Annotated in this window: 20 protein-coding genes and 2 tRNA genes; 9 read left to right on the forward strand and 13 right to left on the reverse strand. The window is 69.5% G+C overall.

Annotated features, from left to right (window positions below; translation table 11 throughout):
- Positions 1 to 26: 26 nt before the first annotated feature.
- The 6 genes from ACGLYG10_RS10885 to ACGLYG10_RS10910 all read right to left on the reverse strand — a co-directional run bounded on the left by ACGLYG10_RS10885 (position 27) and on the right by ACGLYG10_RS10910 (position 8,277).
- A complete protein-coding gene (locus tag ACGLYG10_RS10885) occupies positions 27 to 1,049 on the reverse strand; it encodes a LacI family DNA-binding transcriptional regulator (RefSeq protein ID WP_073332114.1) in 1,023 nt (340 codons plus the stop codon).
- An 86-nt stretch (positions 1,050 to 1,135) separates the two neighbouring features.
- On the reverse strand, positions 1,136 to 2,800 hold the full coding sequence (locus ACGLYG10_RS10890; protein ID WP_073331729.1) for an alpha-amylase family glycosyl hydrolase: 1,665 nt from the start codon (positions 2,798 to 2,800) through the stop codon (positions 1,136 to 1,138).
- Between the two features lie 34 nt (positions 2,801 to 2,834).
- Positions 2,835 to 3,770, reverse strand: coding sequence for a sugar ABC transporter permease (locus tag ACGLYG10_RS10895; RefSeq protein ID WP_083565859.1), 936 nt, complete (start codon positions 3,768 to 3,770; stop codon positions 2,835 to 2,837).
- A gap of 25 nt (positions 3,771 to 3,795) precedes the next feature.
- Entirely contained in the window at positions 3,796 to 5,427 is a 1,632-nt protein-coding gene (locus ACGLYG10_RS10900; RefSeq protein ID WP_083565860.1) for an ABC transporter permease subunit, read from the reverse strand.
- 215 nt (positions 5,428 to 5,642) lie between these two features.
- Positions 5,643 to 6,929: a sugar ABC transporter substrate-binding protein gene (locus ACGLYG10_RS10905; protein WP_073331732.1), complete on the reverse strand. Its 1,287-nt coding sequence runs from the start codon at positions 6,927 to 6,929 to the stop codon at positions 5,643 to 5,645.
- Positions 6,930 to 7,047: 118 nt separating this feature from the next.
- A complete protein-coding gene (locus ACGLYG10_RS10910) occupies positions 7,048 to 8,277 on the reverse strand; it encodes an alpha-amylase family protein (protein ID WP_073331735.1) in 1,230 nt (409 codons plus the stop codon).
- 235 nt (positions 8,278 to 8,512) lie between these two features.
- Between ACGLYG10_RS10910 and ACGLYG10_RS10915 the strand changes: the two genes are divergently transcribed.
- Complete coding sequence (locus ACGLYG10_RS10915) at positions 8,513 to 9,793, forward strand: deoxyguanosinetriphosphate triphosphohydrolase (protein ID WP_395994447.1); 1,281 nt, start codon at positions 8,513 to 8,515, stop codon at positions 9,791 to 9,793.
- A gap of 100 nt (positions 9,794 to 9,893) precedes the next feature.
- Positions 9,894 to 11,927, forward strand: coding sequence for a DNA primase (gene dnaG, locus ACGLYG10_RS10920; protein ID WP_073331739.1), 2,034 nt, complete (start codon positions 9,894 to 9,896; stop codon positions 11,925 to 11,927).
- A gap of 75 nt (positions 11,928 to 12,002) precedes the next feature.
- Here dnaG and def read toward each other — a convergent pair whose 3' ends face one another.
- Positions 12,003 to 12,494, reverse strand: a complete 492-nt coding sequence (gene def / locus ACGLYG10_RS10925; RefSeq protein WP_073331741.1) for a peptide deformylase — start codon at positions 12,492 to 12,494, stop codon at positions 12,003 to 12,005.
- Positions 12,495 to 12,572: 78 nt separating this feature from the next.
- Here def and ACGLYG10_RS10930 point away from each other — a divergent pair, with 78 nt between their 5' ends.
- Positions 12,573 to 13,184, forward strand: coding sequence for a hypothetical protein (locus ACGLYG10_RS10930; protein WP_244542668.1), 612 nt, complete (start codon positions 12,573 to 12,575; stop codon positions 13,182 to 13,184).
- A 91-nt stretch (positions 13,185 to 13,275) separates the two neighbouring features.
- A tRNA-Asn gene (locus tag ACGLYG10_RS10935) sits at positions 13,276 to 13,347 on the forward strand.
- Here the strand turns inward: ACGLYG10_RS10935 and ACGLYG10_RS10940 are convergent.
- On the reverse strand, positions 13,309 to 14,160 hold the full coding sequence (locus ACGLYG10_RS10940) for a potassium channel family protein (protein WP_083565883.1): 852 nt from the start codon (positions 14,158 to 14,160) through the stop codon (positions 13,309 to 13,311). The genes ACGLYG10_RS10935 and ACGLYG10_RS10940 overlap by 39 nt on opposite strands.
- Before the next feature lie 517 nt (positions 14,161 to 14,677).
- On the opposite strand from ACGLYG10_RS10940, the gene ACGLYG10_RS10945 reads away from it, so the two are divergent.
- Entirely contained in the window at positions 14,678 to 15,178 is a 501-nt protein-coding gene (locus ACGLYG10_RS10945; RefSeq protein WP_073331744.1) for a DUF3145 domain-containing protein, read from the forward strand.
- A gap of 139 nt (positions 15,179 to 15,317) precedes the next feature.
- On the opposite strand, the gene ACGLYG10_RS10950 is transcribed toward ACGLYG10_RS10945, so the two are convergent.
- The 3 genes from ACGLYG10_RS10950 to ACGLYG10_RS10960 form a co-directional block, all read right to left on the reverse strand.
- On the reverse strand, positions 15,318 to 16,568 hold the full coding sequence (locus tag ACGLYG10_RS10950) for a beta-ketoacyl-[acyl-carrier-protein] synthase family protein (protein ID WP_073331746.1): 1,251 nt from the start codon (positions 16,566 to 16,568) through the stop codon (positions 15,318 to 15,320).
- Positions 16,569 to 16,602: 34 nt separating this feature from the next.
- The gene (locus tag ACGLYG10_RS10955; RefSeq protein WP_073331749.1) at positions 16,603 to 16,851 is read right to left on the reverse strand and encodes an acyl carrier protein; all 249 of its coding nucleotides are present in this window, start codon (positions 16,849 to 16,851) and stop codon (positions 16,603 to 16,605) included.
- 85 nt (positions 16,852 to 16,936) lie between these two features.
- Positions 16,937 to 18,118, reverse strand: coding sequence for a PucR family transcriptional regulator (locus ACGLYG10_RS10960; RefSeq protein WP_073331751.1), 1,182 nt, complete (start codon positions 18,116 to 18,118; stop codon positions 16,937 to 16,939).
- Positions 18,119 to 18,294: 176 nt separating this feature from the next.
- On the opposite strand from ACGLYG10_RS10960, the gene aspA reads away from it, so the two are divergent.
- Positions 18,295 to 19,764 (forward strand): aspartate ammonia-lyase, encoded by a 1,470-nt coding sequence (gene aspA / locus ACGLYG10_RS10965; RefSeq protein ID WP_073331754.1) that lies wholly within the window; start codon positions 18,295 to 18,297, stop codon positions 19,762 to 19,764.
- 70 nt (positions 19,765 to 19,834) lie between these two features.
- Here aspA and aceE read toward each other — a convergent pair whose 3' ends face one another.
- The gene (aceE, locus tag ACGLYG10_RS10970; RefSeq protein ID WP_073331756.1) at positions 19,835 to 22,588 is read right to left on the reverse strand and encodes a pyruvate dehydrogenase (acetyl-transferring), homodimeric type; all 2,754 of its coding nucleotides are present in this window, start codon (positions 22,586 to 22,588) and stop codon (positions 19,835 to 19,837) included.
- Between the two features lie 297 nt (positions 22,589 to 22,885).
- On the opposite strand from aceE, the gene ACGLYG10_RS10975 reads away from it, so the two are divergent.
- The 3 genes from ACGLYG10_RS10975 to ACGLYG10_RS10985 all read left to right on the forward strand — a co-directional run bounded on the left by ACGLYG10_RS10975 (position 22,886) and on the right by ACGLYG10_RS10985 (position 24,197).
- Positions 22,886 to 23,290 carry a DUF3052 domain-containing protein gene (locus ACGLYG10_RS10975; RefSeq protein ID WP_073331760.1) on the forward strand — a complete coding sequence of 135 codons (405 nt, stop codon included), beginning with the start codon at positions 22,886 to 22,888 and terminating at the stop codon, positions 23,288 to 23,290.
- A 63-nt stretch (positions 23,291 to 23,353) separates the two neighbouring features.
- Positions 23,354 to 23,426 (forward strand) — tRNA-Val (locus ACGLYG10_RS10980).
- 33 nt (positions 23,427 to 23,459) lie between these two features.
- Positions 23,460 to 24,197 (forward strand): YdcF family protein, encoded by a 738-nt coding sequence (locus ACGLYG10_RS10985; RefSeq protein WP_073331764.1) that lies wholly within the window; start codon positions 23,460 to 23,462, stop codon positions 24,195 to 24,197.
- Here ACGLYG10_RS10985 and ACGLYG10_RS10990 read toward each other — a convergent pair.
- Entirely contained in the window at positions 24,125 to 25,297 is a 1,173-nt protein-coding gene (locus ACGLYG10_RS10990) for an aminotransferase class I/II-fold pyridoxal phosphate-dependent enzyme (protein ID WP_073331767.1), read from the reverse strand. The two genes, ACGLYG10_RS10985 and ACGLYG10_RS10990, sit on opposite strands and share 73 nt — an antisense overlap.
- Positions 25,298 to 25,455 lie beyond the last annotated feature (158 nt).

Genomic DNA, 25,455 nt, shown 5'->3' on the forward strand with positions numbered 1-25,455 from the left:
GCGGGATTTGGGACCGGGGGAAGAGATCAGGAGACCATGGCGTGCGGGGCGGGGGCCGTGGAGCCGCGCACAATCAGGTCGGGCTTGAACAGCAGTTCCGTGTCGGCCGGATGCTCGCCGGCGATGGCGGACAGCAGTGTGGTTACCGCCGCCCGGCAGATCGCGGCCACCGGCTGACGCACCGTGGTCAGTGGGGGGTTCATCATGGGAATCAGCGGGGAGTCGTCGTAGCCGATGACGGACACGTCCTGCGGGACGTGCTTGCCGGCGGCGCGCACCCCGGAGATGACGCCGAGCGCCATAATGTCCGACCCGCAGATGATGCCGGTGCAGTCCTGCTCCAGCAGCCTGCCTGCGGCGCTGGCGCCGCCCTCATAGGTGTACAGCGTTTCCACGATGCGCAGCGGCTGGTCGGGCAGGTTGGCGCGCATGCCGTCCTCGTAGCCGGCGGTCTTGCGCTGTGCGGGCACCATTCGCCCGGGGCCGGTCGCCAGACCGATGCGGGTGTGCCCGAGGCTGGCCAGGTGGTCTACCGCCATGCGGGCCGCGGCCCGATCATCGGTGGCGAATCCGGGCACCTTGATGGTGGATGCGTTGCCGTTGACGGTTACCAGGGGCACGCCCCGGTCCCGCAGCCGCTGGTAGCGGGTGACGTCGCCGCCGGTGTCGGAGTGGCGGCCGGACACGAAGATGATGCCGGCCACGCCCCGGTCCACGAGCATCTCAATGTACTCGTCCTCGCTGGTGCCACCCGGCGTCTGGGTGCACAGCAGCGGGGTGTGCCCGCTGGGGGCGAGTAGCTGCTCGATCTCCTGGGCGTATAGGGGGAAGATCGGGTTGGTGAGCTCGGGGACGATCAGCCCCACCAGTCCCTTCGAGGTCTGGCGGAGTGACTCCGGGCGTTCGTAGCCGAGCAGGTCGAGGGCGACGAGCACCTGACGTCGGGTCGCTTCGGCTACGTTCGACTTGCCGTTGAGAACCCGTGACACGGTCGCCGTCGAGACGCCCGCCTGCTCGGCGATGTCGGCGAGGGTGATGCGCTGTTGCACGATGCCCATCCTAAAGGGAAACCGACTGATACTGCCGCCACGCGGCGGTACTTGGTACGGGTTGAGACGAGCCATGCATACCGCGCCTAGTGCGTGCAGATCTTATCGGTGCGGGGAAGCACCGCTCTCAAAGTGACGATGGCTGAACCGGGTCCGGTGGCGTTCACGGTCAGGTGGCCGTCCGCGCCGCCGATCACGGTGACGTCGACGCCGTCCATTGCATGCACGTCGTCCACCGCCCCTGCGGGCAGGCACGCCAGCGGCAGGTCCACCGTGGCACCGGCGGCACGGGCCAGCGCCACCAGCACGTCGCCATCCGGGTGAGTGCGCAGCCACACCAGCAGGTCCTCGTCGGCGTACACCCAGCGCATGCCGCCGCGACGCAGCGCCGGCAACTCGTGGCGCAGTCGGCTCAGCTGCCGGTAGCGCCCCAGGGTGACGCGGTCCACAGGGCCCCAAGCGCCGTCGGGGCCGAGCTCGTCGGTGGGGGCGGCGCCCGGCGGGGCGGTCCACGGCATGGTGGTGCGGGAGTGCTCGCCGGTGCGTCCCGTGGCTCCGAGCTCATCGCCGGAGAACACCGTCGGCACGCCCGGTGCGGTGAACAGGGCGGTGGCCGCCACCAGTTGTGCCTCCCGGGAGCCGACGACGGTGCGGATGCGGGGCGTGTCGTGCGAGCCCAGCAGATTCATGGAGTGGGTGATGGAGGTGGCCGGCATGTGTGCGGTGTACTCGCGCACCCCCTGGGAGATCGGCCCGCCGGGAAGGCGCGGGATCCCGGTGGGGATACCCAGCCAGTTCAGGCCGTCGGCCGGGTCGGGGTGGGCCAGCCAGGACCACAGCGGCCGGGTGAACCCGTGGTAGTTCATGGTGCCCTGCCAGCCGGTCCCGGTCAGGTCGCCGGAGGCGTCGTGCCCGTGCTCGGCCACCAGCCATAGCTGGCGTCCGGTGACGGCCCGCCGGAACCAGTCGTGAGTGACGCCCGTGTGGTTGGTGGTCAGGTCCAGCACCAGCCGCATGTCGCGGTCGTGCAGGGCCTGAGTCAGCCGGGCCAGCGCCGCGTCGCCGCCGAGCAACGCGTCCACGTGGTCGAAGCTGTTGGAGTCGTAGCGGTGCACGGAGCCGGCCGGGAAGACCGGAGTCAGGTAGACGGTGTTGACGCCCAGCTCTTGCAGGTAATCCAGGTGATCGACGATTCCATCCAGATCGCCGCCGTACCAGGCCGCTCCGCTGGGGTCTCCCGCGACCGGCGGCTCGTCGAGCCACGCGTGTGCCTGCGCCCAGGCGGGGGCGGTGCGTTCACGCGGTGGGGTATGGGCGGAGAAGCGGTCCGGGAAGATCTGGTAGCACACGGCGTCGAGTACCCAGTCGGGCGCATCGTCTTCGGCCAGGACCCGGAAGTCCATGGCGTCGGGGACGTCGTGGTCGGCCAGGCCGGCGGCGTGGAACCAGACGTAGGGGCGGTCGGAGTCCGGCGTCAGCAGCAGGAACCGGTAGTGGTTGGTGGGGTTGACGAGCCGGAGGGTCGCCTCCCACCAGGCCCCGGCGTCGGTGCGGGCCACCAGCTGGGCGGCGGACAGGGACGGCTCGCCGTCGACCACCTGGCGCAGGATGATGTGCTCGGGTTGCCAGGGGGCGGGCACCCACAGTCTGGCGCTGAGTTCGGCGCCGGGGCGGCGCGTGCCCAGCAGGTAGGCGGGCCCGGTGTCATGATGGGGCTGGTTCAGATAGTGCGTGGTGTTCAGACAGGTCATCGATCGGTTCTTGGGATGGCTATTACGGGCGGGGTCAGCCCTTGACGGCGCCGGCGGTGGCGCCGCCGACGATGTACTTCTGCAAGTACTGGAATAGGGCGATTACCGGCACCATCGTCATGACCGAGCCGGCGGCGAAGATGCCGAGGTTGTTGGAGCGGTCGCCGGAGAGCATGCCGTACAGGCCGACGGCGAGGGTCTTCTTGGAGTCGTCGGTCAGGAAGATCGAGCCCAGCAGGAACTCGGAGATGATGCCGACGAAGGCCAGCAGGAAGGTGGTCGCCAGGATCGGCTTCAGGGAGGGCAGCAGAATGCGGTAGAAGACCTGCCAGTGGGTGCAGCCGTCGAGGATGGCGGCCTCGTCGAGCTCCTTGGGAATGGTGTCGAAGGTGCCCTTGATCAGCCACACCTGCCCCAGGGCGCCGCCCATCAGCGCCAGGCAGTAGCCCAGCAGCGTGTTCAGGCCGATGCTGGGCAGCACGTCGCCGATGCCGGAGATCATGTTGTAGATGGCGATCATCGACAGGGTGGTGGGGAACATCATGATCAGCAGCAGCGCCAGCAGGCCGCCGCGGCGCCCCTTGAAGCGGAAGCGGCTGAAGGCGTAAGCGGCCAGCACGGAGAAGAAGATCTGCGCCGCGGCCACGACCGCGCACACGATCATGGTGTTCAGGTACCAGCGGGTGAATGGCCCCTTGTCGCCGCCCAGCAGTGTCTGGTAGTTAACCAGGCTTACCCGGGTGGGGATCAGCGAGGTGGAGGCCACGGTGCCCAGGGGGTTCAGCGAGGCGGAGATGACGTACAAGATCGGGAAGGCGGCGAACACGAGCGCCAGCACGCCGACGACGTGACGCCAGCCGATCTCGCGGAACCACCGGCTGAAAGGCATCTGGTTCTGTTTCGGTGCCGTCTCGGGGACGCCGGTGGGGCGGGGCGCCGTGGAGGTGGTGGCGGTTTTTGCTGCAGTCATTTTCAAACAGTCCCTTCCGACGCTTTCAGTTGATGTCTTCGAGGCGGCGGGTGGCGGTGAATTGCGCCGCGGCCAGGACACCGGTGATGACGAACAGGACGACGGAGACAGCGGAGGCGAAGCCGTAGTCGGCCCCCGACCCGCCGAAGGCGATGCGGTAGACCATCGAGATGAGGATGTCGGTGCCGCCGCGCGTGTACTCGCCGGCGGCGAAGGGTCCGCCCTCGGTGAGTAGTTGGATGGCGTTGAAGTTGTTGAAGTTGAAGGCGAAGGTGCTCACCAGCAGCGGCGCCACCGAGACCAGCAACAGCGGGGTGATCACCCGGGTGGTGGTCTGCCAGCCGGAGGCGCCGTCGATACGGGCGGCCTCCTTCAGGTCGTCGGGGATCGACTGGAGGGCGCCGGTGCAGACGATGAACATGTAGGGGAAGCCCATCCACAAGTTGGTCAGCAGTACGGCCACCTTCGCCCAGTTCGGGTCACCCAGCCAGTTGATGTGCAGATTCAGCATCTCGTTGATCAGGCCGAAGTCGCGGTTGTAGAAGTTGGACCAGATCAGCAGCGAGATGAAACCGGGCACCGCATAGGGCAGCAGCAGGAAGGAGCGGTACAGCTTCTTGCCGCGAATACGGTCGTCGTTGAGGGTGAGTGCCAGGAAGTAGCCGAGCAGGAAGGTCAGCAGCATGGAGCCGCCGGCGAAGACCAGGGTCCAGGCGAAGGCGCCGCCCAGCTGCTTGAGCAGGCTCTGGTTGCCGAACAGGCGCTGGAAGTTGGCCAGGCCAACGTTCTGCTTCCAGGACTGGGCGAGCTTGTCGCCGTTGGCGTTGACGAAATAGTCGGAGCTGCCGACCTTCTGCACCGTGTAGACGTCGCCCGTCTGAACATTCGTTATCGAGTCGGCTGCTTCGTCGTACACCATCGTCTTGGTGCCCTCGAAGGCGGAGCGCACGCCCTGGACCTTGATGGCACTGGCGTCGGAGACCGACAGGGTCAGGTTGGAGATGGTGTCGTAGGCGGTGTTGATCTGCTTGCCGGTCAGGATGGTGTAGCCGTCGGCGGCGGTGACGAAGCCGTCGGTGACCGTCAGGTCCACGTCGGTGGCGGGCTGAACCGTCTCGCCGTCGGCCCCGTAAAGCACCTCGTCGGTTTCGGTGTCCACCAGGAACAGGGTGAAGGGACCCTCTTCCGCGCTGCCGGTCGTGGCCACCGACAGGTTGTACAGCGGGGAGTCGGCGGCCTGGACCACGGAGTTGTTGGTGATCGTGGTGATGGCGTCTTCCTTGGTGCCGCGGAATCCGTCACCGAAGTTCGTGAAGGCGGTCTGGATCGTCATCACGATCGGGACGATCAGGAAGACCGCCAGGAAGAAGGTGCCGGGGAAGAAGTACTTGCCCGGGATGAACCGGTGGGTGGAGTACAGCACGAAGATGGCGACGGTGGCCGTCACCACGATGAACAGCCACAGCCACATGCGCGCGGCGATGAGCAGCGGCACCAGGTAGGCGGCCAGGGCCAGGGCGGCGCCGAGGACGAGCACTCGTCCGAGCACGGAGCGGATCGTCGTGGTCCGCTCCCGCAGCGTGCGCCGGGAGGATTCGGGTTGGTCCGCGCCTGTGGCGGCGTGGGCGCCGTCTTTGTGGGCGGTTGGGGACGTCATCGTCGAAGGACCTTTCACAATGCTGAAAGAGGCTGAAGAGACAGGCGTGAAAACAGACGTGAAAACAGATATGAAAAACAGACAGGGCGAGCGTCCGGCCGGCTCGGGGAGCGGTCGGCGCAGGTCAGGGGGGCCGTCGGCGGCCGGCGGGCGACGGCCGGGAGGCGCGGTCATGGTGAGGGCCGGCGGCGAGGCCGCCGGCCCTCACCCGCGGTTCACAGTCCGAGCGTGGAACGGATCTCGTCGCCGGCGCTGGTCATGGTGGACTCGGGGTCCGAACCACCGACGATGTTGGCCTCGGCCATGCCCAGCGGGCCCCAGACGGCGGACATCTCGGGGATTGCCGGCATCGGGTCGGCGTTCTCTGCAAACTCCATGAACTTGACCATGTTGGCGTCGCTCGACTCCAGCTTGCTGGCCAGGTCCTCCTGGACCGGCGGCAGCGGGTTGATCGCGTACATGGCCTCCGCGATGGTGGAGTCCTTGGCGACGTCGGCCACGAAAGTCTCCGCGAAGGCCTTGTTGGCGCCGGCGGCGGCCACGTAGAAGGCGTTGACGCCGGCGAAGGGGCGGGCGTCCTCCATGCCCTCGAAGCCGGGGATCTTGGACAGCTCGAAGTTGATGCCGGCGGTGTTGATGTCGCCCAGTGCCCAGGGGCCGGAGATCAGGTAGGCGGCCTTGCCCTCGGTGAACAGGGAGATGGCGTTGTCGCTGGTGACGGAGGTGGCCAGCACGCCCTGCTCGCCCAGTCCACCGATCTTCTCGGCGGCGGCGATGGACCCCTCGCCGCCGACGCCGACGTCGGTGGCGTCCAGGGAGCCGTCGCTCTTGGTGCCGAACAGGTAGCCGCCGCCGGAGGTGTACAGCGGCTCCATGTGGTAGGCGTCTCCGGATTCGCCCACGGGCAGGGAGAGCACGACGTCGGCGCCGGAGGCCTGGCCGGCCTCGACGAGCTCCTCGATGGTGGCGGGCTCGGTGACGTCGGTGAGGTCCGTGTTGACGAACAGGCCCAGCGTTTCCACGCAGTAGGGCACGCCGTAGTACTGGCCGTCGTAGGTCACGGCGTCTAGGGCGACCTGGCTGTAGTTGGACTCGGCGGCCGAGTCGAGGGTGATGGGGGAGATGGCGCCGTTCTGCACCAGGTTGCCGATCCAGTCGTGTGCGGCCACGATCATGTCCGGGCCGTTGCCGGCCGAGTTGGCGGCGATGAAGTTGGATTGCAATTCGTCGTTGGCGACTGTTTGCACCGCCACGGTGATGTCCTGTTCGTCGCCCCACTGCTGGGCGATGTCCTTGAGCGCGCCCGCCTTGACCTCGTCGGTCCAGATGACCAGGTCGGCGTTGGTGTCGCGGACGACCTGCTCGTCGGTGGAGCCGTCGGTGGCTTCGGCCGGGGCCTGCGAGGCGGCGGTGGAGGTGTTGTCTGAGCCACAGGCGGCAGCGGCGGCGAGGGTGGTGGCGATAGCGGTCATAGAGAGGAACGACCGGCGATTGAGGGACACCGTGATTCTCCTTCGAATCGGATGGGAGCTTGCGATTGACGGCAAAAAATGTAACGCGCCTGTGCAAGCCATGCAAGGAGAAGGGGGTCTCGCTGCAAAGTTGTTGCAGAAAAGTACCTTAGGCGACAGTCGCCGCGGCCGCCCAGACCGTCGTCGCCGGGGGCACGACCAGGTTGTCGCCGTCTTGCCCGAGCTGCGCGGAGGACAACAGCACCTCGGCGTGCTCCGGCAACAAGAGCGCCCGCGAGGAGGTGTTGACCAGCACTAGCACATCCCGCGTCAGCGCCGTCAGCACGTCCCGTGGAGACCAGTCCAGGCCCTGCACGAAGGCGAAGGGCGCCGCTGCAAGATGGTGCTCGTGGCGTACATAGGTGGCATGGCGAACGGTGGCCAGCGGTGAGCCGAACTGGGTGCCCTGAGAAGCGGCCTGTGTCTGCACCAACTCGGCCAGCGCCAGCGGGTCGGTGGGCTTGTCTGCGTCGGGCAGACCGATCTCATCACCCTGGCGCAGGTAGACGGAGCCGGGCAGCGCCAGTACCAACGCCTGCAGTGCCAGCGCACGCCGCCGCAGCTCCGGGTCGGGCGCGGTCTCGAACCAGCGGCTGCCGTCACCGGGGTTGGCCCGATCCACCAGTCGGTAGCCGGGCAGGAAGCGCCACACGGGGGCGGCGCCGAAGCGGTCGTGCTCGCGCAGGGAATGGGTGATGGCGTCGGTGAGCGACTGGGGGTCCCAGCGTGAGAGCATGAGTCGGTCGTCGCGCAGGTGGTGCAGCCAGTCGTCCTGGAGGTGATGGCGCAGCGCGTCGGGGTAGCTGGCGGAAACGTCCGCACCCAGCGTCCCATCGGGCACGTGCTGTGCCAACAGGGACTGCATCAGCGTGAAATAGTTGCTGAGTCGTTGCAGATCCGACTGGTCCCACACCTCGGGTGGGATGATCGTGCCCAGATCCACGCCGTCGGCGCCGGCGGCGAGGAAACAGCCGGCCCTTTCCACCAGGCCTTCGAAGCCGCGTTCCTCGCCGACCAGAATCGGGTTGGCCTCGTGGGCGTGGAGTCCGGTCACCGGCCCCAGTGCGCCGGAGATGCGCACGATCACGCGCAGACCCTGCTCGTGGGCGCGATCGGCGAAGCGGCGGAACTCGGCGATGTCGGTGCTGGTAGCCAGACGGGAAGGGCGTATCAGTACGGCCCCGAAGCCGAGGGAGACGACATGCTCGCAGACATTGCCCAGATCGCCCAGCTGCTCAGCCCCAAGCTCGGGGGAGACGACCTCGTATACGAGCGTGTCGCGCCACCACTCGACCGGGCCGGCGTATGCGCGGTGGATGAGCGTCGTCGTGGTGCTCACGGCAACTGGCTCCCTTCCGCCGGGTTGTGCCCCGGACCTGCGGGCTGACCCGGGCCCGCACGGGCACGGGCGCTGCCCGATGACAAGACATCCTGCTAAGCCATTCGGCTAGAGCGTGACTCATAGTAACCCGCCGTCAGGAACGCCGCTGCCACAAGTGCTGCGATACGTTGGACTCATGTCCATCTCACATCCGCACTCACCGGCCGCCGTCGCACCGGAGGCAGGCGGCGTCATGGGCGAGGACACCGGTGACCTGGTGGGCTACGGCGCCGACGATGTGGCGCGCTTCTTGCCCGAGCCGCCCAAGAATCCGCAGCGCACGCCCTTCGAGCGCGATCGCGCCCGGGTGCTGCACTCCTCCGCCCTGCGCCGCCTGGGCGCCAAGACACAGGTGCTGGGGCCCTCCGCGGACGACTTCGTGCGCACCCGGCTGACTCACTCCCTGGAGGTCGCCCAGGTGGGTCGCGCCCTGGGGCAGGCGCTGGGCTGTGATCCCGACGTCGTCGACGCGGCCTGCCTGTCCCACGACCTGGGCCACCCGCCCTATGGGCACAACGGGGAGCAGGCCCTGAACGTGGTGGCCGAGTCCATCGGCGGCTTCGAGGGCAATGCGCAGACCTTCCGCATCCTCACGCGCCTGGAGCCCAAGACCCTGGACGCCCACGGGCGCGGCGTGGGCGTGAACCTCACCCGCGCCAGCCTGGACGCGGTCGCCAAGTACCCGTGGGCCAAGGGCGAGGGGCCGGGCGGCCCCGGTGGTCGCTCCGCGGTCAAGTACTGCTGCTACGACGACGACCGCGAGATCTTCTCCTGGATGCGTGCCGGTGCTCCCGCCAACCGCCGCTGCCTGGAGGCCCAGATCATGGACTTCTCCGACGACGTCGGCTACTCCGTGCACGACGTCGAGGACGCCATCGCCCTGTTCAAGATGGACCCCGCCCGGCTCGCCGACCCCGCCGAGGTCGTCACCGTCGTCGACGCCACCCGTGCCTGGTACGGCGGGCGCATGAGCGCCGACGCGCTCGGCGCCGCCTGGGAGCGCCTGGCCGCGCAACCGTTCTGGATACACAGTTACACGGGGGCACTGGCGGACGCGGCACAGCTGAAGAACCTCACCAGCCAGCTCATCGGCCGTTTCGTCTCCGCAGTCGCGCGTGCCACCCGGGAGGTCTTCGGGGAGGGGCCACTGACCCGCTACGACGCCGACCTGGTCATTCCCGAGGAGACCTCCGCCGAGATCCTGGTGCTCAAGGGCGCGGCCGTGCGCTATGTGATGGCACCCCGCGAGCATGAGCCCGTCTACCTGCGCCAGCGCACCGAACTGTTCGACCTCGCCGACGCCCTGCTCGAGAGCAACGGTGCGCACCTGGAGCCCATCTTCGCGGCCGCCTGGCACCAGGCCGCCGACGACGCCGGGCGCCTCCGGGCCGTGGTGGACCAGATCGCCTCCCTGACCGACACCTCCGCGCAGGCCTGGCATGCCCGCCTGTGCGGGTTGCTGTCCGCGGTGTGAGCACTTCCCGCGGTGCAAGCCGTTACTGCCCGGCCGTGGGCGGAGTCGGCTGGGGCAATCGCCGTCCATTCCTGTCGCACCCCTCGCCTAGGATGAGGCCATGGCGGGACTGATCAAGCGCGAGGACATCGACGCGGTGCGCGAGCGCGCCAAAATCGAGGACGTCGTCGGCGAGCACGTCACGCTCAAAAGCGGGGGAGTGGGCTCCCTGAAGGGCCTGTGTCCCTTCCACGACGAGCGCACCCCCTCCTTCAACGTCCGCCCCCAGCTGGGGCTGTGGCACTGCTTCGGCTGCGGCGAGGGCGGCGACGTCATCGACTTCGTGCAGAAGATCAATCACCTGTCCTTCACGGAGGCGGTGGAGTACCTGGCCGGTCGCGTGGGCGTGCAGCTGCGCTACGAGGAGGGCGGGACGGTCAAACGCGGCGTCGAGCCGGGCACTCGGCAGCGGCTGCTGGAGGCCAACCGCCTGGCCGAGTCCTGGTTCCAGGAGCAGCTGGCCACACCGGCCGCCCAGACCGGACGGGACTTCCTGACCGGTCGTGGTTTCGACCGCAACACCGCCGCCCACTTCGGGGTGGGCTATGCCCCGGAGGGGTGGGACAATCTGGCGGGCGTGCTGCGCTCCCACGGCTTCACCGAGCGGGAACTGGTGGAGTCCGGACTGTGCGGGCGCGGCAGCTCCGGGCGCATCTACGACCGCTTCCGCGACCGGCTGATGTGGCCCATTCGGGACGTCACCGGCGCCACGGTCGGCTTCGGCGGGCGCCGCCTGTCGGACGCGGACAAAACCGTCCCCAAGTACCTCAACACGCCCGAGACCGCCATCTACCACAAGGGCCAGGTCCTTTACGGCCTGGACCTGGCCAAGGCGGAGATCGCCCGCTCCCACAAGATCGTCGTCGTCGAGGGCTACACGGACGTGATGGCCGCCCACCTGTCCGGGGTGACCACGGCCGTGGCCACCTGCGGCACCGCCTTCGGCCCGGACCACGTGCGCATCGTGCGCCGCCTGCTCGGGGACGCCGCCGACCCCTCCGCCGGGGTGATCGCCGGCAACCGGACCCGCGGCGGGGAGATCATCTTCACCTTCGACGGTGACGCCGCCGGCCAGAAGGCCGCCCTGCGCGCCTATGGGGAGGACCAGCACTTCGCCGCCCAGACCTTCGTCGCCGTCGAGCCGCGCGGCCTGGATCCGTGCGACCTGCGCATGGAGGAGGGCCCGGATGCGATTCCCCGCCTGCTGAGCCGGCGCGTGCCCCTGTTCGAGTTCGTCATTCGCGCCTCCCTGGCCAACCTCAACCTGGACACCGCCGAGGGGCGCGTACAGGGCCTGCGCTCGGCCGCGCCCGTCGTCGCCGGTATCCGCGACCGGGCGCTCAAGCGCGAATACACCCGGCGCCTGGCCGGCTGGCTGGGACTGCCGGAGTCCGAGGCGGTGGGCGCCGTGCGCGCCTATGAGCGCCGCGGGGGGCACGCCGCCAACCCCGCCGGCGGGCCGGGACCGTACAGCCAGAACAGCCAGTTCGGGCCGCCCGACGAGTTGACCACGGCGGGCCCGGTCGAGCGGCCCGGCCTGCCGCCGGTGACCGATCCGGTGGAGAAGCTTGAACGGCAGGCGCTGGAGGTCATCGTGCAGGCACCACAGGTGGCGGCCCGTGTGGGTGCGGATGACATCAACGCGGTGGCCTTCTCCGTGCCTGTCCATCGCGCGGTCTTCGAGGCGATCGAAGCGGCCGGGGGAGCGGCCGAGGTGGACGGGCTCGTGCAGCAGGCGCAGGCGGCGGGACTAACGGGACCCGACGCGGTCAAGCGCGCCACCACGCACTGGCTGGAGCAGGTGCGTGCGGGTGCCATTGGGCCGATCGCCGCCGCGGTGACCGAGCTCGCCGTCGCCCCGCTTCCGCTGCCCGCCCCGCGGGGCAACCGCGAGGCCGAACCGGATCCGGACGCCGTCGAGCGCTATGCCTCGGGCGTGCTGTCCTCGCTGGCCCGCACGGGCATCAACCGGCGACTTACGGAGCTGCGCTCACGGCAACGGCGCATGAACCCTAATGAGGACGGCTACCGGGAGCTGTTCGAGGAGATCGTCGGCCTGGAGAACCGACGCATGCAGATGGCCCGCGGGGCCTGAACCGGTTAGGCTGCGAGCAGACCGCGAGGATCGCTCGGAGCAGGTCGGCGAGTAGTGGCCCGGGCGGCGCGGGGGTTACAGCCCGCGTTCGCGCAACTCGCGCATGGCCTTGGCCCGGTTCTTGCGCGACAGGCGGTCCAGGTACAGGTGTCCGTCCAGGTGGTCGCATTCGTGCTGGATGCAACGTCCCATGAGCTCCTCGCCCTCGACGACCACCTTCTTGCCGTCCAGGTCGATGCCCTCGGCGCGCGCGTACCAGGCGCGCTCCGTCGGGTACCACAGGCCGGGCACCGACAGGCAGCCCTCCTCGCCGTCCTGGAACTCGTCCTTGGAGAGCTCGACGATCCGGGGGTTGAGGATGTAGCCGATCTCGCCGTCGATGTGCCAGGAGAAGGCGCGCAGGCTGACGCCGATCTGGTTGGCGGCCAGGCCCGCGCGGCCGTCCTCGTTGACGGTCTCGAGCAGGTCCTCCACCAGTGACTTGACGGAGTCGTCGATGTCGGTGATCGGGTCGCACACGGTGCGCAGCACCGGGTCGCCGATAATGCGGATGTCGCGGTATGCCATGGGGCCATCCTCGCACGTTCCGCGGCGCGTCTCGCACTCGGGTGCGCGTCGCCGTCGGTGGCGGCTAGCCTGGGGGGCATGATGGCGCCGATCCGTAAAGCCTCTTCCGCCCGGCCCGCATGGCGTTCCGGTGTTGCCGCGCGCCTGCGTCGCCGCGCCGCGATCCCACCCGTCCTGGCGGCAATGGTGCCCGACGACGGCCCCCTGCTCGGGGCCGTGCCACTGGTTGAGGACGACTCCCGCTGGGCCGCGGCCACCGCCAACTATCTGACGGTTGTCGGCCACGGCGGGGTCGAACTGAGGCGGGGCTGGCATGAGGTTGAGCGCGGCCGCTGGGACGCCCAGGCCGCGACCTTCACACTCACCTGGACGGATGCGACCCGCCGGCCGCTGGTGCTGACGGTGCCCGAGGCGGTCAGCCGCGGGGAGAAGGCCGTGGCGGTGGATGTCGCCCCGTTCGCCCGCGCGTTGCGGCAGGGGGTCGAGTCGGCCCTGGTGCACGCGGTCACCGGGCAGCTGCCGGGTGGTCGACGTGTAACCGTCAGTGTGCGCCGCGACTCGGATGGTCGCTTGTACACGGCCTCCGACCTGTCCACCGATGACGCAGCGGCACTGGACGAGGCCGACGGCGCGGCGCTGGAGGAGCTCATTCGGCGCGCCCGCGACGGTGTGGGACTGCCCACAGGCTGACTTTCCGGTGCGCTGGCGCCAGGTTGAGCAACGGGGCAGATTCGACGTCGGCGCCCGCGGCTTGCTAAAGTTCCACCCGCGCCAAGCGCGATCCCGCGTAGCTCAATGGCAGAGCATCCGACTGTTAATCGGAGGGTTGTTGGTTCGAGTCCAACCGCGGGAGCCGAACGTCGGCCTCGCCCTCACGGGCGGGGCTTTTGTCGTCTTCAACCAGCGCGGCACCCGCGACTGCGGCGCGTGGCTCCGTAAGGCGCTGGATCTGCTCGGAGAGTGCGGCGATTTCACCTTGTAGGTCTGCGACCTGAGCGCGCGTAGCCGCCTCCTGCTCGGCGTTCTCCTCGGCGACCAGGGAGATGATCCAGGAGGCGAGCGTGGCGGTCACCACGCCGATCAGTGCTACGCCGCCAATCATTAGCAGTATTGCGGTGGCTCGGCCGACGGTCGTGACGGGTGCGAGGTCACCGTAACCGACGGTGGTGATGGTGACCAGCGACCACCACAGCGCGTCCGGAAAGCTGGTTATGGAGGCTCCCGGTGCTCCGCGTTCGGCGTCCAATACCGCCAACGAAGCCACGAGGGAGAGCAGTGCCACGCTCCCTGCCGTGTAGGCGGTGATCCGTCCTCGCAGGGCGGTCCCGGCGCTGCGCTGAAGGACGCCGACCAGGGCCAACAGCCGTACCAGCCGAAGCGGCCGCAACATGGGCAGCGCAACCATGGCGAGGTCCAGCAGGTGGTGGGCGAACCAGTGGCGACGATCGGAGGCCAGGGCGAGACGGGCACCGTAGTCCACGGCGAACACGACCCAAACGACGTTCATCACCGCCTCGGGGAGACGCCGGGCAGAACCCTGAAGGTCCGCGATCACCTCCCAGGCATAGGCGGTGAGGAAGAGGACGGCGGCGACGATGAGCGGCCACTCGGTGACGTGCTCCCACAACTGCAGACGTCGAGAAGAGTCCTTCGTTTCAGCTGGCATGCCCGTGATCGTAGAGGCAAGCGGACGGCTGATCGCCAGGCGTGCGGCGGAGGGCTGGTGTACCGGTGGGCATCCTGAGGACACCGCCGGCGCCGCGGGTCGGCGGTGTGCGAGTGGCGGCCTGTCCCTGCTTGGACCGCCCACGCCCCGTTGGACCGCTGTAACCGGCGGCTACGGCGGTCCAACGGGGGGACAGGGGTCCAACTGGAGGAACGCGGTCCAACTAGGCGCATCCCTCCCTGCGCCTGCGGGACCCGCCGGCCCCTGGGCGCTTGCCCGGTAGGTACACGATCCTGGCGATGCTGGACCACACGCCGTGATCCGCGCCCGCCGCGGCACCGGCGCGGCCTGAGACGGGCGGCACGTCTCCGGATGCGGTGATGTCGGCCCGGCGGCTGGCATTGCGCCTTCGGCTCTGGCATCATGATGTCGCACGCCGCGTGCGTCACGCGAAGCGCCCGGATGATTCGAGAACGTTGGGGAAGACGAATCTCGGAACAACCAGGAGGCGATCCCCGTGAACGGTGCCTACACCCGCGGTGTACTTTTCGTGCACTCCGCGCCCCGCGCCCTGTGCCCGCACATCGAGTGGGCCGTGGCCGAGGTGCTGGGTAGTCGTGTCCACTTCGAGTGGACCGAGCAGCCCGCCGCACCCGGGATGATGCGCGCCGAGACCAGCTGGGTCGGACGCGTCGGCACCGGCGCTCAACTCACCAGTGCCCTGCGCGGCTGGGCGAACCTCCGCTACGAGGTCACGGAGGAGGCGTCGCCCGGTTACGACGGCGGACGCTGGTCGCACACCCCCGACCTGGGCATCTTCCACGCGCAAACCGACGTGCACGGCAACGTCGTGGTTCCCGAGGACCGGGTGCGTGCCGCCCTGGCCCACGCCGACCAGCCCGCGGTCATGCGCCGCCAGCTCGACCTCGCCCTCGGGCAGGCCTGGGACGACGAGCTCGAGCCCTTCCGCTACGCCGGTGCCGGTGCCCCCGTGCGCTGGTTGCACCGAGTCGGCTGAGCCTCCGCGACCGGCCGCCTTGCAGCCCCAGCGCTCCGCCCGCCACTTCGACCGACCTCGGTGCGTAAGATCAACCGACTTCGGTGGTTTTGGCTACCGGTCTTGGGGGCGGGTCCACCGGTCTTGGTGACTTTGGAAGCTAGGGAAGGCGGGTGAAGGCGAGCGCCACGTTGTGGCCTCCGAAGCCGAAGGACGTGCTCACGGCCGCTTCCAGCCCGGGGGCATCCCGTCCCTCCGGTCCCACCACGTCCAGGCCGAGTCCCGTGATGGCCGGGTCGATACCGCCGGGAAGCAGCGTCGGCGGCAGTCGACGCTCGTACAGCGCCATCACCGTCAGCACCGCCTCCAGGCCGCCCGCCCCGCCGAGCAGATGCCCGGTGACGGACTTGGTCGCCGACACGCCCGCCCCGGGCACGGTCCGCGCCAGCACCGCCGCCTCCACCGCGTCGCCTGCGGGCGTGGAGGTGGCGTGGGCGTTGACGTGCCCGACCTGTGCGGCCTCCAGCCCGGCGCGCTGCAAGGCCAGGCGCAGCGCCCGCTCCTGCTGGGCACCGCCTGGCTCCGGGCGCACGGCGTCGTAGGCGTCGGCCGTGACCGCGCTCCCGGCCAGGACCGCCAGTGCACGCGCGCCCCGCGCGGCCGCATGCTCGGCCGCCTCCAGCACCAGCATGCCGGCCCCCTCACCCAGCACGAAGCCGTCCCGATCCGGAGCGAATGGGCGCGAGGCGCCGGCCGGGGCGTCATTGCGGGTGGACAGGGCGCGCATGGCGGCGAAGGCCGCCATCACCATCGGGTGCAGGGCGGCGTCCGTGCCCCCGGCGACGACGACGTCGGCGCGACCCAGGGCGATCAGGTCGGCCCCGTAGGCGATCGCCTCCGCCCCAGACGCGCACGCCGACACCGGCGCGTGCACGCCGGCCCGCGCCCCCAGCTCCAGCCCCACCGCGGCGGCCGGCGCATTGGGCATGAGCGCCGGTATCGCCGTCGGCGGCACCCGCCGCGGCCCCTGCTCGCGCAGGGCGTCCCAGGCGCCCATGACGGACAGCACCGGCCCGATGCCGGGCGACACGGACACCGCCAGCCGCTCGGGATCCGCCTCCGGGGCACCGGCGGCCGACCATGCCTCGTGGGCGGCCACCAGCGCGCATTGGCTCGACCGGTCCAGCCGACGCCGCTGCCGGGCGGACAGCTGCGTGGCGGGGTCGACGGCGAGCGGCGCGGCGATCCGCACGGGCAGGTCTCCCGCCCATCCGGCATCCAGTGGGCGCACCGCCGAGTGGCCGGCGTGCAGCTCCCGCCACGTGCCGGGCGCGTCTCCGGCCAGCGGGTTGGTGCTTCCCAGCCCGGTTACGACGACGGCGCGTGGATCGAGGGCGGATGCGGGCGACACGGGCTGCTCGGCGGCGTCGAGACGGTCGGGGTCTTCAGCGCTTCTGAGCGCCCACGAGGTCCACGAGTGCGCCAACGGTTTTCACGGTCGGAATGAGCGCGTCGTCGAGTGTGACGCCGAAGCGCTCCTCCACCTGGGTGGCGATGGTCAGCAGCCCCAGGGAGTCGATGTCGAGGTCGTCGGCGAAACGGGTCTCCGGCGAGACCAGTGTGGTGTCCACATCGGCCTCTTCCGCGACGATTTCGGTAACGGCGGCGAGGATATCGGTGGGGGCGTCGGCCATGGCGTTCTCCTTGATGTTTTCGTGGTTTTCGTGCTGATGGGCTTGGTTGTGAAGGATCGGGTGGTGTCGGGGCCGGTCCGGGCGGCTAGTGCGAGTTGCCGGCGGCGAGCCGGCCGACGATCACCGCCAGGTGCAGCACCAGGCCGTCGCGGGCGTCGGTCGCGTCCCAACCGGTCTGCTTGCTGACGCGCCCCAGCCGGTAGCGGACGGTGTTGGCGTGGACGAACAGAGTACGCGCCGTCATCTCCAGGCTCCGGCCCAGTGCCAGGTAGGTGGCGACGGTCTCCTCGTAGAGCTCGCCCATCTCCCGCAGCGGTTCGGTTACCAGTGCCCGAATCTGTTCGACCGCCAGCGGGTCGCCGTCGAGTAGGCGTTCGGGCAGCAGGTCGTCGGCGCGCACCGGGTTGGGGGCCTCGGCCCAGCCGGGCAGCGCACGCAGCCCCGCCAGTGCCGAGCGCAGGGACCGGCCGGCCTGGGCGACGCCGTCGACCACCGGCCCGATCACCACAGCCCCGTCCAGTTCCACGGCGATGCGGTCGGCGGCGGCGAGCAGCTGTGTCCGTTGCGCCGCGGCATCGGTCGTCTCATCGGCGGAATCGCCGCCGAGTACCACGATCACCGAGTCGCTGTGCACCGAGACCAGGCAGTCCTGCGCCCACTGGCGGCACTCGTGCCGCAGCCGGGAAGTGGCCAGGGCATCCAGCACCGTGCGCGCCACGATGGCGACGACGGGCCCGGTGCCGCGCCAGCCGGCTGCGCCGGCGCGGGTGGCGGCGTCGTCGGCGGAGTCGTGCAGCATCGCGTCGACCGCCACCGACTCCAGGCGGGCGTCCCAGGCGCCGCGGGCCTCGGCCACGCGGGCGTACACCTTCGCCGCGGCGAAGCCGACGTCGCGGCCGAAGGTGAGTACCCGCACCCGGACGGCGTCATGCCCGGCGGCCGGGACGACATTGGGGGCCTCCTCCTCGACGACGTCGACGACGGTGCGCACCAGATCCAGGGTCTGCTCCAGGGTTACGGCGCCAGTCAGCGCAACCGGGGCGACGTTGAAGATGCCTGAGGGATCCACCTCCGCGCCCCGCTCACCCACCGAGTCCACGAACATGGTCACGCCCACCCGTGCCACCTTCTGAATCTGGTCGCGCGAGGCGGACGACAGCGTGTGATACCAGGGGAGGGCCGCGCTGATGCGGTCCAGGGAATGCTCGATGAGCGTGTTCTGCGCCTCCCGCAGGGCCGTGACGGCCGGGGCGCTGAGCTGGTCCATGCGACGATGCTAGCGGCCCTTGCCGCCGGGGACGGAATGCCGGCGGACGGCGCTGCGCGGCACCCGCAGGCGCGCGGGCCGGTAAGGTCGGCAGGGTGCGGGGCAGGCGCCGTCGACTCCCCGCGGGGCACCCCGGCCGACGGCGGTGAGCGCCCCGCGGCGCGGACGGAGGAATCATGACCCCAGCCACCACAGCCACCCGTACCGAGGAGGACCTGCTGGGCACCCGGCAGGTGCCCCTGGACGCCTACTGGGGGATCCACACCCTGCGCGCCACCGAGAACTTCCGCATCTCCAAGGAGACCGTGGGGGACCAGGAGGAGTTCGTGCGCGGCATGGTGGAGGTCAAGCAGGCCTCCGCCCTGACCAACAAGGAACTGGGCACCGTCGCCGAGGACATCGCCGACGCGATCGTGTGGGCCTGCGAGCAGGTGCTGAAGGCGGGCCGCTGCCTGGACCAGTTCCCGATCGACGTCTTCCAGGGTGGCGCCGGCACCAGCGTCAACATGAACACCAACGAGGTCATCGCCAACCTCGCCCTGGAGCACCTGGGCTATGCCAAGGGCCGCTACGACATCGTCAACCCCAACGACCACGTCAACAAGTCCCAGTCCACCAACGACGCCTACCCCACCGGCTTCCGGCTGGGCATGTACCGGGCCGTCAACGCCCTGGAGATGGACCTGTGCGACCTGATCGACGCCCTGCTGGCCAAGGGCAAGGAGTTCGCCGACGTGCTCAAGATGGGGCGCACCCAGCTGCAGGACGCCGTCCCCATGAGCCTGGGTTCGGAGTTCCGCGCCTTCGCCGAGCTGCTGGACGAGGAGATCCCGCGGCTGATGAACAACTCGGCGCTGCTGCTGGAGGTCAACCTGGGGGCCACCGCGATCGGCACCGGACTGAACACCCCGCCCGGCTACCGGGAGGCGGTGGTACGCCACCTGGCGGAAGTCACCGGGCTGCGGGTCACCGGCGCCCACAACCTGCTGGAGGCCACCGGCGACACCGGCGCCTACGTGTCCATGCACGCCGCCATCAAGCGCCTGGCCGTGAAGCTGTCCAAGATCTGCAACGACCTGCGGCTGCTGTCCTCCGGGCCGCGGGCGGGGCTGGCCGAGATCCGACTGCCGGAGCGGCAGGCCGGCTCCTCGATCATGCCCGCCAAGGTCAACCCGGTCATCCCCGAGGTGGTCAACCAGGTCTGCTTCAAGGTGATCGGCAACGACCTGACGGTGACGATGGCCGCGGAGGCCGGGCAGCTGCAGCTCAACGTGATGGAGCCGGTGATCGCCCAGGCCTGCTTCGAGTCCATCCGCCTGCTGCGCCACGCGCTGGTGACGCTCAAGGACCTGTGCGTGGTGGGAATTCAGGCCAACGCGGAGGTCTGCCGCCGCAACGTCATGAACTCCATCGGCATCGTCACCTATTTGAACGAGGTGATCGGCCACCACAATGGCGACCTGGTGGGGCGCGAATGCGCCCGTTCCGGACGCAACGTGCGCGAGGTCGTGCTGGAGATGGGCCTGCTGGACGAGGCCACGCTCGACGAGCTGCTCAGCCCGGAGAACCTGATGCGCCCCCGCTACCGGGACGCGCACTACTACTCCGGCACCGACCCCGACGTGCGTGCCGTGGCTGAAGACTGACTGAAGGAGCTGCGGCGGCGTCGGCGAGTCTCGGCTCGCCGACGCCGCCGCACGACCCACGGTCAGCGGCTCAGGCCTCCCCGCCCTGAGCGCCGGAGCGACCCGCGGAGGCGTCCTCGAGCCGGTAGCGGGCGATCGCCTGGGCGACCGCGGACCGATCCACCTGTCCCTGCTCGGCCAACGCCTGCAGCGCCTTGACGACGACGGACTCGGCGTCGATCAGATAGTGGCGGCGCGCGGCCGCGCGCGTGTCGGAGAAACCGAAGCCGTCCGCGCCGAGGGTGTGGAAGTTGCCGGGCACCCAGGCGCGGATCTGGTCGGGCACCAGGTGGTCGAAGTCGCTGGTGGCGACGAACGGCCCGGAGGCGTCCGCCAGCTTGGCGGTCACGTACGGGGTGCGCGCCGGCTGGTCCGGGTGCAGGAAGTTGTGCTGGTCGGCCTCCAGGGCCTCGCGCCGCAGCTCGTTCCAGCTGGTCACCGACCACACGCCGGCGCGTACGCCCCAGTCCTCGGCCAGCAGGCGGCGGGCCTCACGGACCCACGGCACCGCCACCCCGGAGGCGAGCAACTGCACCTCGGGCCCGTCGCCGTCGGGCGCATCGTCCAGCCGGTAGATGCCGCGCAGGATTCCCTCGACGTCGACGCCGTCCGGTTCGGCGGGCTGCACGATCGGCTCGTTGTAAACCGTCAGGTAGTACATGACGTCCCGGTTGCGGCCGGTCTCCGGCCCGTACCAGCGCTGCAGCGCGTCGCGCACAATGTGGCGGATCTCGTAGGCGTAGGCCGGGTCGTAGGAGACCACCGCCTCGTTGGTGGCGGCGAGCAGCGGGGAGTGCCCGTCCATGTGCTGGGTGCCCTCACCGGTCAGCGTGGTGCGGCCGGCGGTCGCCCCGATGATGAAGCCGCGGGTCAGCTGGTCGCCGGCCGCCCAGAACTGGTCGGCGGTGCGCTGGAAACCGAACATCGAGTAGAAGATGTACACGGGGATCATCGGCTCGCCGTGGGTGGCGTAACTGGTGCCGATCACCTGGAACAGGGCCGCGGAGCCGGCCTCATTGATGCCGGTGTGCATGATCTGCCCGGAGGTTGACTCCCGGTAGGACAGCATCATTTCCGCATCCACCGGCGTGTAGTGCTGTCCCTGCGTGTTGAAGATCTTGCGGGTGGGGAACAGCGACTCCAGGCCGAAGGTGCGCGACTCGTCCGGGACGATCGGCACGATGCGCCGCCCGATGTGCTCGTCCTTGATCAGTTCCTTCAACAGCCGCACGAAGGCCATGGTGCTGGCGACCTGCTGCTTGCCGGAGCCGCCCTTGAGGATGTCGTAGGAGGCCTCGTCCGGCAGCTGCAGCTGCGTGCCCGGATCGCGGCGCTCGGGCAGGAAGCCGCCCAGCTTGCGCCGGCGGTCGAGCATGTAGGCCAGCGCCGGGTCGTCGGGCTCGGGCCGGTAGTAGGGCGGCCGCTTCGGGTCGGCCTCGAGCTGGGCGTCGGTGATGGGAATGTGCAGGCGGTCGCGCAGCCCCTTGAGGTCCTCCAGGCTCAACTTCTTCATCTGGTGGGTGGCGTTGCGGCCGGCGAAGTGGGAACCCAGCAGGTAGCCCTTGACGGTGTGGGCCAGGATGACCGTGGGCTGCCCCTTGTGCTCGGTGGCGGCCTTATAGGCGGCGTACATCTTGTGATAGTCGTTGCCGCCCCGCTGCAGCGCCCAGATCTCCTCATCGGTCCAGTTCTCCACCAGCGCGGCGGTGCGCGGGTCGCGGCCGAAGAAGTGCTCGCGCACGTAGGCGCCGTCGTTGGCCTTGAAGGTCTGATAGTCGCCGTCGAGCGTCTCCATCATCAGGTGCTCCAGGGCATGGTCCTTGTCGGCCGCGAGCAGCCGGTCCCAGCCGCGGCCCCAGATCACCTTGATGACGTTCCAGCCGGCGCCCTTGAAGCAGGCCTCCAGCTCCTGAATGATCTTGCCGTTTCCGCGCACCGGGCCGTCCAGGCGCTGGAGGTTGCAGTTGACCACGAAGGTAAGGTTGTCCAGCTGCTGGGAGGCGGCCAGCTGCAGCATGCCACGCGATTCGGGCTCGTCCATCTCCCCGTCGCCTAGGAATGCCCAGGTGTGCTGGGAGGAGGTGTCCTTGATGCCGGCACCCTGCAGGTAGCGGTCGAACCAGGCCTGGTAGATGGCCTCCGCCGGCCCCAGGCCCATGGATACGGTCGGGTACTCCCAGAAGTCCTCCATGCGCCGCGGGTGCGGGTAGGAGGGCAGGCCCCGGCCGCCCGCCGGGCGGGAGACCTCCTGGCGGAAGCCGTCCAGATCCGCCTCGCTCAGGCGGCCCTCCAGGAACGCGCGGGCGTAGTTGCCGGGGGAGGCGTGCCCCTGGAAGAACACGTGGTCGCCGCCCCCGGGGTGGTTCTTGCCGCGGAAGAAGTGGTTGAAGCCGACCTCGTACAGGGTGGCGGTGGAGGCGTAGGAGGAGATGTGCCCGCCGACACCGATGCCGGGACGCTGCGCACGGGTGACCATGACGGCGGCATTCCAGCGCAGCCAGCGGCGGTAGGTGCGCTCGACGTCCTCGTCGCCCGGGTAGTAGGGCTCGTCGATGACGTCGATGGTGTTGATGTACGGGGTGGTGGTCTGGGCGGGCACGCGCACGTTCTTGCGGCGCGCCTCCGCCAGCAGATTCAGCAGGATGAAGCGGGCCCGGGGGCCGCCCCGCTCTTCGATGAGGGCATCTAGCGAGTCTTGCCACTCGGCGGTCTCCTGCGGGTCATTGTCCGCGACCTTGTGCAGCAGACCGTCGATCAAGGGCGGGTTTTCGTTGGTGGGGCTCACGGAGATTCTCCTTCTTCGTATCCGCGACCAGCGGGGCTAATCTATGCGGTCCGCGTCCCGCAGCACACTCCAAATCGGGAACAAGGTCCCAGACAAGGCGTGATGTCGAACACCTCATAATACGTGGGGATTCATAGAAGAGCGACAGCAGGCGCAAGGTAGTCGAGCCGTTCGGGCGTGTTCGCTTGCGCCGAGCGGGTCCGGTGCGATGGGCTATCCCCGTAGTCATTTCGGCGCGTCACAGCGGCGGCCGAGAAGCGGGCCATCCAGCCCAGGCACGGAATGGAGAGGACAACAGTGACGAGTACAGCGGCCGGAGCCTTCGGCTTCGCCCCCGGTCTCATCATCCAGGAGTTCGGATACGACGACGACGTCGACGAGACCCTGCGTCAGGCCGCCCAGGCGCAGACCGGTACCGAACTGGTAGACGAGGACTTTGAGGACGTCGCCGACTCCGCCATCATCTGGTGGCGCGATGACGACGGCGACATCGACGACCTGACCGACCTGCTGGTCGACGCCCAAACCAACCTCGACGGCGACGGCCTGGTTTGGGTGCTCACCCCCAAGGCGCGCACCACCGGCGCGGTCGACGCCACCGAAATCGAGGAGGCGGCCCGCACCGCCGGCATGCACGCCACCTCGGCCGCCTCCATGGGTGAGCATTGGAGTGGCATCCGCGTCTCGAGTCGGCGGCACTGACGGCGCCGCAGCTGGCGTAGAGTATGTGCCCACGCCACCGGCAAGCGCGCCGGCGGCGCAAATGGACCTGTAGCTCAGCTGGTAGAGCAACGCGTTTACACCGCGTAGGTCGTCGGTTCGAGCCCGGCCGGGTCCACTGCTTAAGGCTCTGTAGGAGTTTCCGTTTTCCGTGTCCCGCTTACCCCAGTCCAAGCGCTCCTTGCGGGCGGTGGGCGTCGTCGTCGGGGCGCTGGCGGCCGCGGAGGTCGTCTCCTGGGCCGCCTCTTACTGCCTGCTCGGTGAGGTCGACAACGCCGTGGCCGTGCCCAGGGGAGAGGCGGTGGTGGTGCTCGGCCACGCAGACCCCGGCCCGATCGCCGGCAGGGACAACCGTCAGCGCGTGCGGGCCGGGCTGCGCAGTCGTCGGCTGCCCGACTCCCGGCTGATCTTCTCCGGTGGGGCGGTGGCCGGACCGGTGCCGGAGGCCGAACTCATGGCCCGCTACGCCACCGACCGCCTCGGTTATGCCGGTCCGCTGGACCTGGAGACCACCAGCCGTTCCACCTGGGAGAACATCGCCGCCGTGATTCCGATGATCGAGGACGCCGACCGCATCATCATCGTCTCCGAGCCCGTGCATGCGCTCAAGGCCCGCCTGTTCCTGCGTCGGCAGCGCCCCGACCTGGCGGCCCGCCTGGCTCGGGCGCGCGATTACCGGGCGGGGGAGTACCTGCTGCACAAGCCCGCCGTGGTGGCACTGGGCCTGGTGGACCTGGGACTGTCGGTGTGGGTGCCCGGTTGGGCGCGCAACTCCGCCACCGGCCTGGCCGGGGTGCGCCGCCTGCTGGCGGGTGTTCAGCCCAAACGGGCCAGGAAGTCACCCAGGCGATCCAACCCCTCGGTAATCTCCTCACGCGCGGCTGCGTAGGACAGGCGCACGTGCGTCTCCGCGGTGCGCACCCCGAAGTCGCGTCCCGGCGTCAGCGCTACATGCGCCTCGTCCAGCGCCCGCATGCAGAAGTCCCAGGAGGACAGGCCCGTGTGGGAGACGTCGAAGTAGATGTAGAAGGCGCCGTCGGGCTCCACCGGCACCTCCATCCCCAGCGCGCGCAGCCGATCGAGTGTCATCCCGCGTCGCTGAACCAGCTCGACTCGGTGCTGCTCGCACAGGGCGAGCGAATCGGGGGTGAAGGCCTCCAGGGCCGCGAGTTGAGCCGGCGTGGGGGCGCACAGGAAGTAGTTGACCGCAAGGTTGCGGGCCGGAGCGACCAGCTCCTCCGGCACCACCAGCCAGCCCAACCGCCAGCCGGTCATCCCGAAGTACTTCGAGAAGCTGGATATCACGATCGCATCCGGGTCTGTCGCCAGCACGGTGCGGGCCGGGCGCCCCTGTGCGTCCGGGTCCGCCAGGCCGAGGTAGATCTCGTCCACGATCCGCCAGGCCCCCCGCGCGCGTGCCGCCTCGCACAGCCGCCCCAACTCGTCATGGGGGATGGACGTGCCTGTGGGGTTCGACGGCGTGGCCATCTGGACGGCATTGGTGTACGGCGTCCAGGTGGTCTCCATGGACTCCAGGCTCAACTGGTAGCGGGTCTCCGGGAAGGTGGGGGCCAGCACGATGCGCCCGCCGAAGGAGTCGACCAGTTCGCGGTTGCACGGATAGCAGGGGTCGGCGATCACGACGTCGTCGCCCGGTTCAGCGGTCAAGGCGGTGGCGAGTAGCAGGGCGGAGGAGGCGCCGGAGGTGATCAGAATGCGTTCAGGGTCCACGTCCACGCCGTGGCGTTCCCGGTAGAAGTCCGCGATCGCCTGGCGCAGCGCGAGCAAACCCTCGGCGGGCGTATACGGCAGGTCCTGCCCGGCTACGACGCTGAGCGCCTGGCGTACCGCCGGCGGGGCGCCGAAGCTGGGCTCGCCCAGGCTGAGTTTTGCCACCGACTCGCCGCGTGCCTCGATCTCGCGAGCGCGGGCACCGATACTCATGGCGTGGAATGGCGGTGCGGAAGTGGCGCGCTGCGCGGGCTTCATGGTTCTCTTTCCGGGACGTGTGCGCCGGTTGGGCGCGCGAAACATGACAAACGGCGGTGCGAGGGTAGCCCCTCCTAGTAGATGACACACGGGGACCGGGATGGGAAATGCACCACCCGTTTCCCCTGCTAATGTGGGCACGTCGGCCGCACGACCGA

It is taken from the genome of Actinomyces glycerinitolerans, from assembly GCF_900098745.1.
GTDB lineage: Bacteria > Actinomycetota > Actinomycetes > Actinomycetales > Actinomycetaceae > Actinomyces > Actinomyces glycerinitolerans.

Excerpts from the sequence above, each read along its gene's own strand:
- ACGLYG10_RS10930 (WP_244542668.1), top strand. The coding sequence starts at position 12,573 with ATGATGGCGCCGATCCGTAAAGCCTCTTCCGCCCGGCCCGCATGGCGT.
- ACGLYG10_RS10940 (WP_083565883.1), bottom strand. The coding sequence starts at position 14,160 with ATGCCAGCTGAAACGAAGGACTCTTCTCGACGTCTGCAGTTGTGGGAG.
- def (WP_073331741.1), bottom strand. The coding sequence starts at position 12,494 with ATGGCATACCGCGACATCCGCATTATCGGCGACCCGGTGCTGCGCACC.
- ACGLYG10_RS10890 (WP_073331729.1), bottom strand. The coding sequence starts at position 2,800 with ATGACCTGTCTGAACACCACGCACTATCTGAACCAGCCCCATCATGAC.
- ACGLYG10_RS10990 (WP_073331767.1), bottom strand. The coding sequence starts at position 25,297 with ATGAAGCCCGCGCAGCGCGCCACTTCCGCACCGCCATTCCACGCCATG.
- ACGLYG10_RS10895 (WP_083565859.1), bottom strand. The coding sequence starts at position 3,770 with ATGACTGCAGCAAAAACCGCCACCACCTCCACGGCGCCCCGCCCCACC.
- ACGLYG10_RS10955 (WP_073331749.1), bottom strand. The coding sequence starts at position 16,851 with ATGGCCGACGCCCCCACCGATATCCTCGCCGCCGTTACCGAAATCGTC.
- ACGLYG10_RS10960 (WP_073331751.1), bottom strand. The coding sequence starts at position 18,118 with ATGGACCAGCTCAGCGCCCCGGCCGTCACGGCCCTGCGGGAGGCGCAG.
- aspA (WP_073331754.1), top strand. The coding sequence starts at position 18,295 with ATGACCCCAGCCACCACAGCCACCCGTACCGAGGAGGACCTGCTGGGC.
- ACGLYG10_RS10900 (WP_083565860.1), bottom strand. The coding sequence starts at position 5,427 with ATGACGTCCCCAACCGCCCACAAAGACGGCGCCCACGCCGCCACAGGC.
- dnaG (WP_073331739.1), top strand. The coding sequence starts at position 9,894 with ATGGCGGGACTGATCAAGCGCGAGGACATCGACGCGGTGCGCGAGCGC.
- ACGLYG10_RS10915 (WP_395994447.1), top strand. The coding sequence starts at position 8,513 with ATGGGCGAGGACACCGGTGACCTGGTGGGCTACGGCGCCGACGATGTG.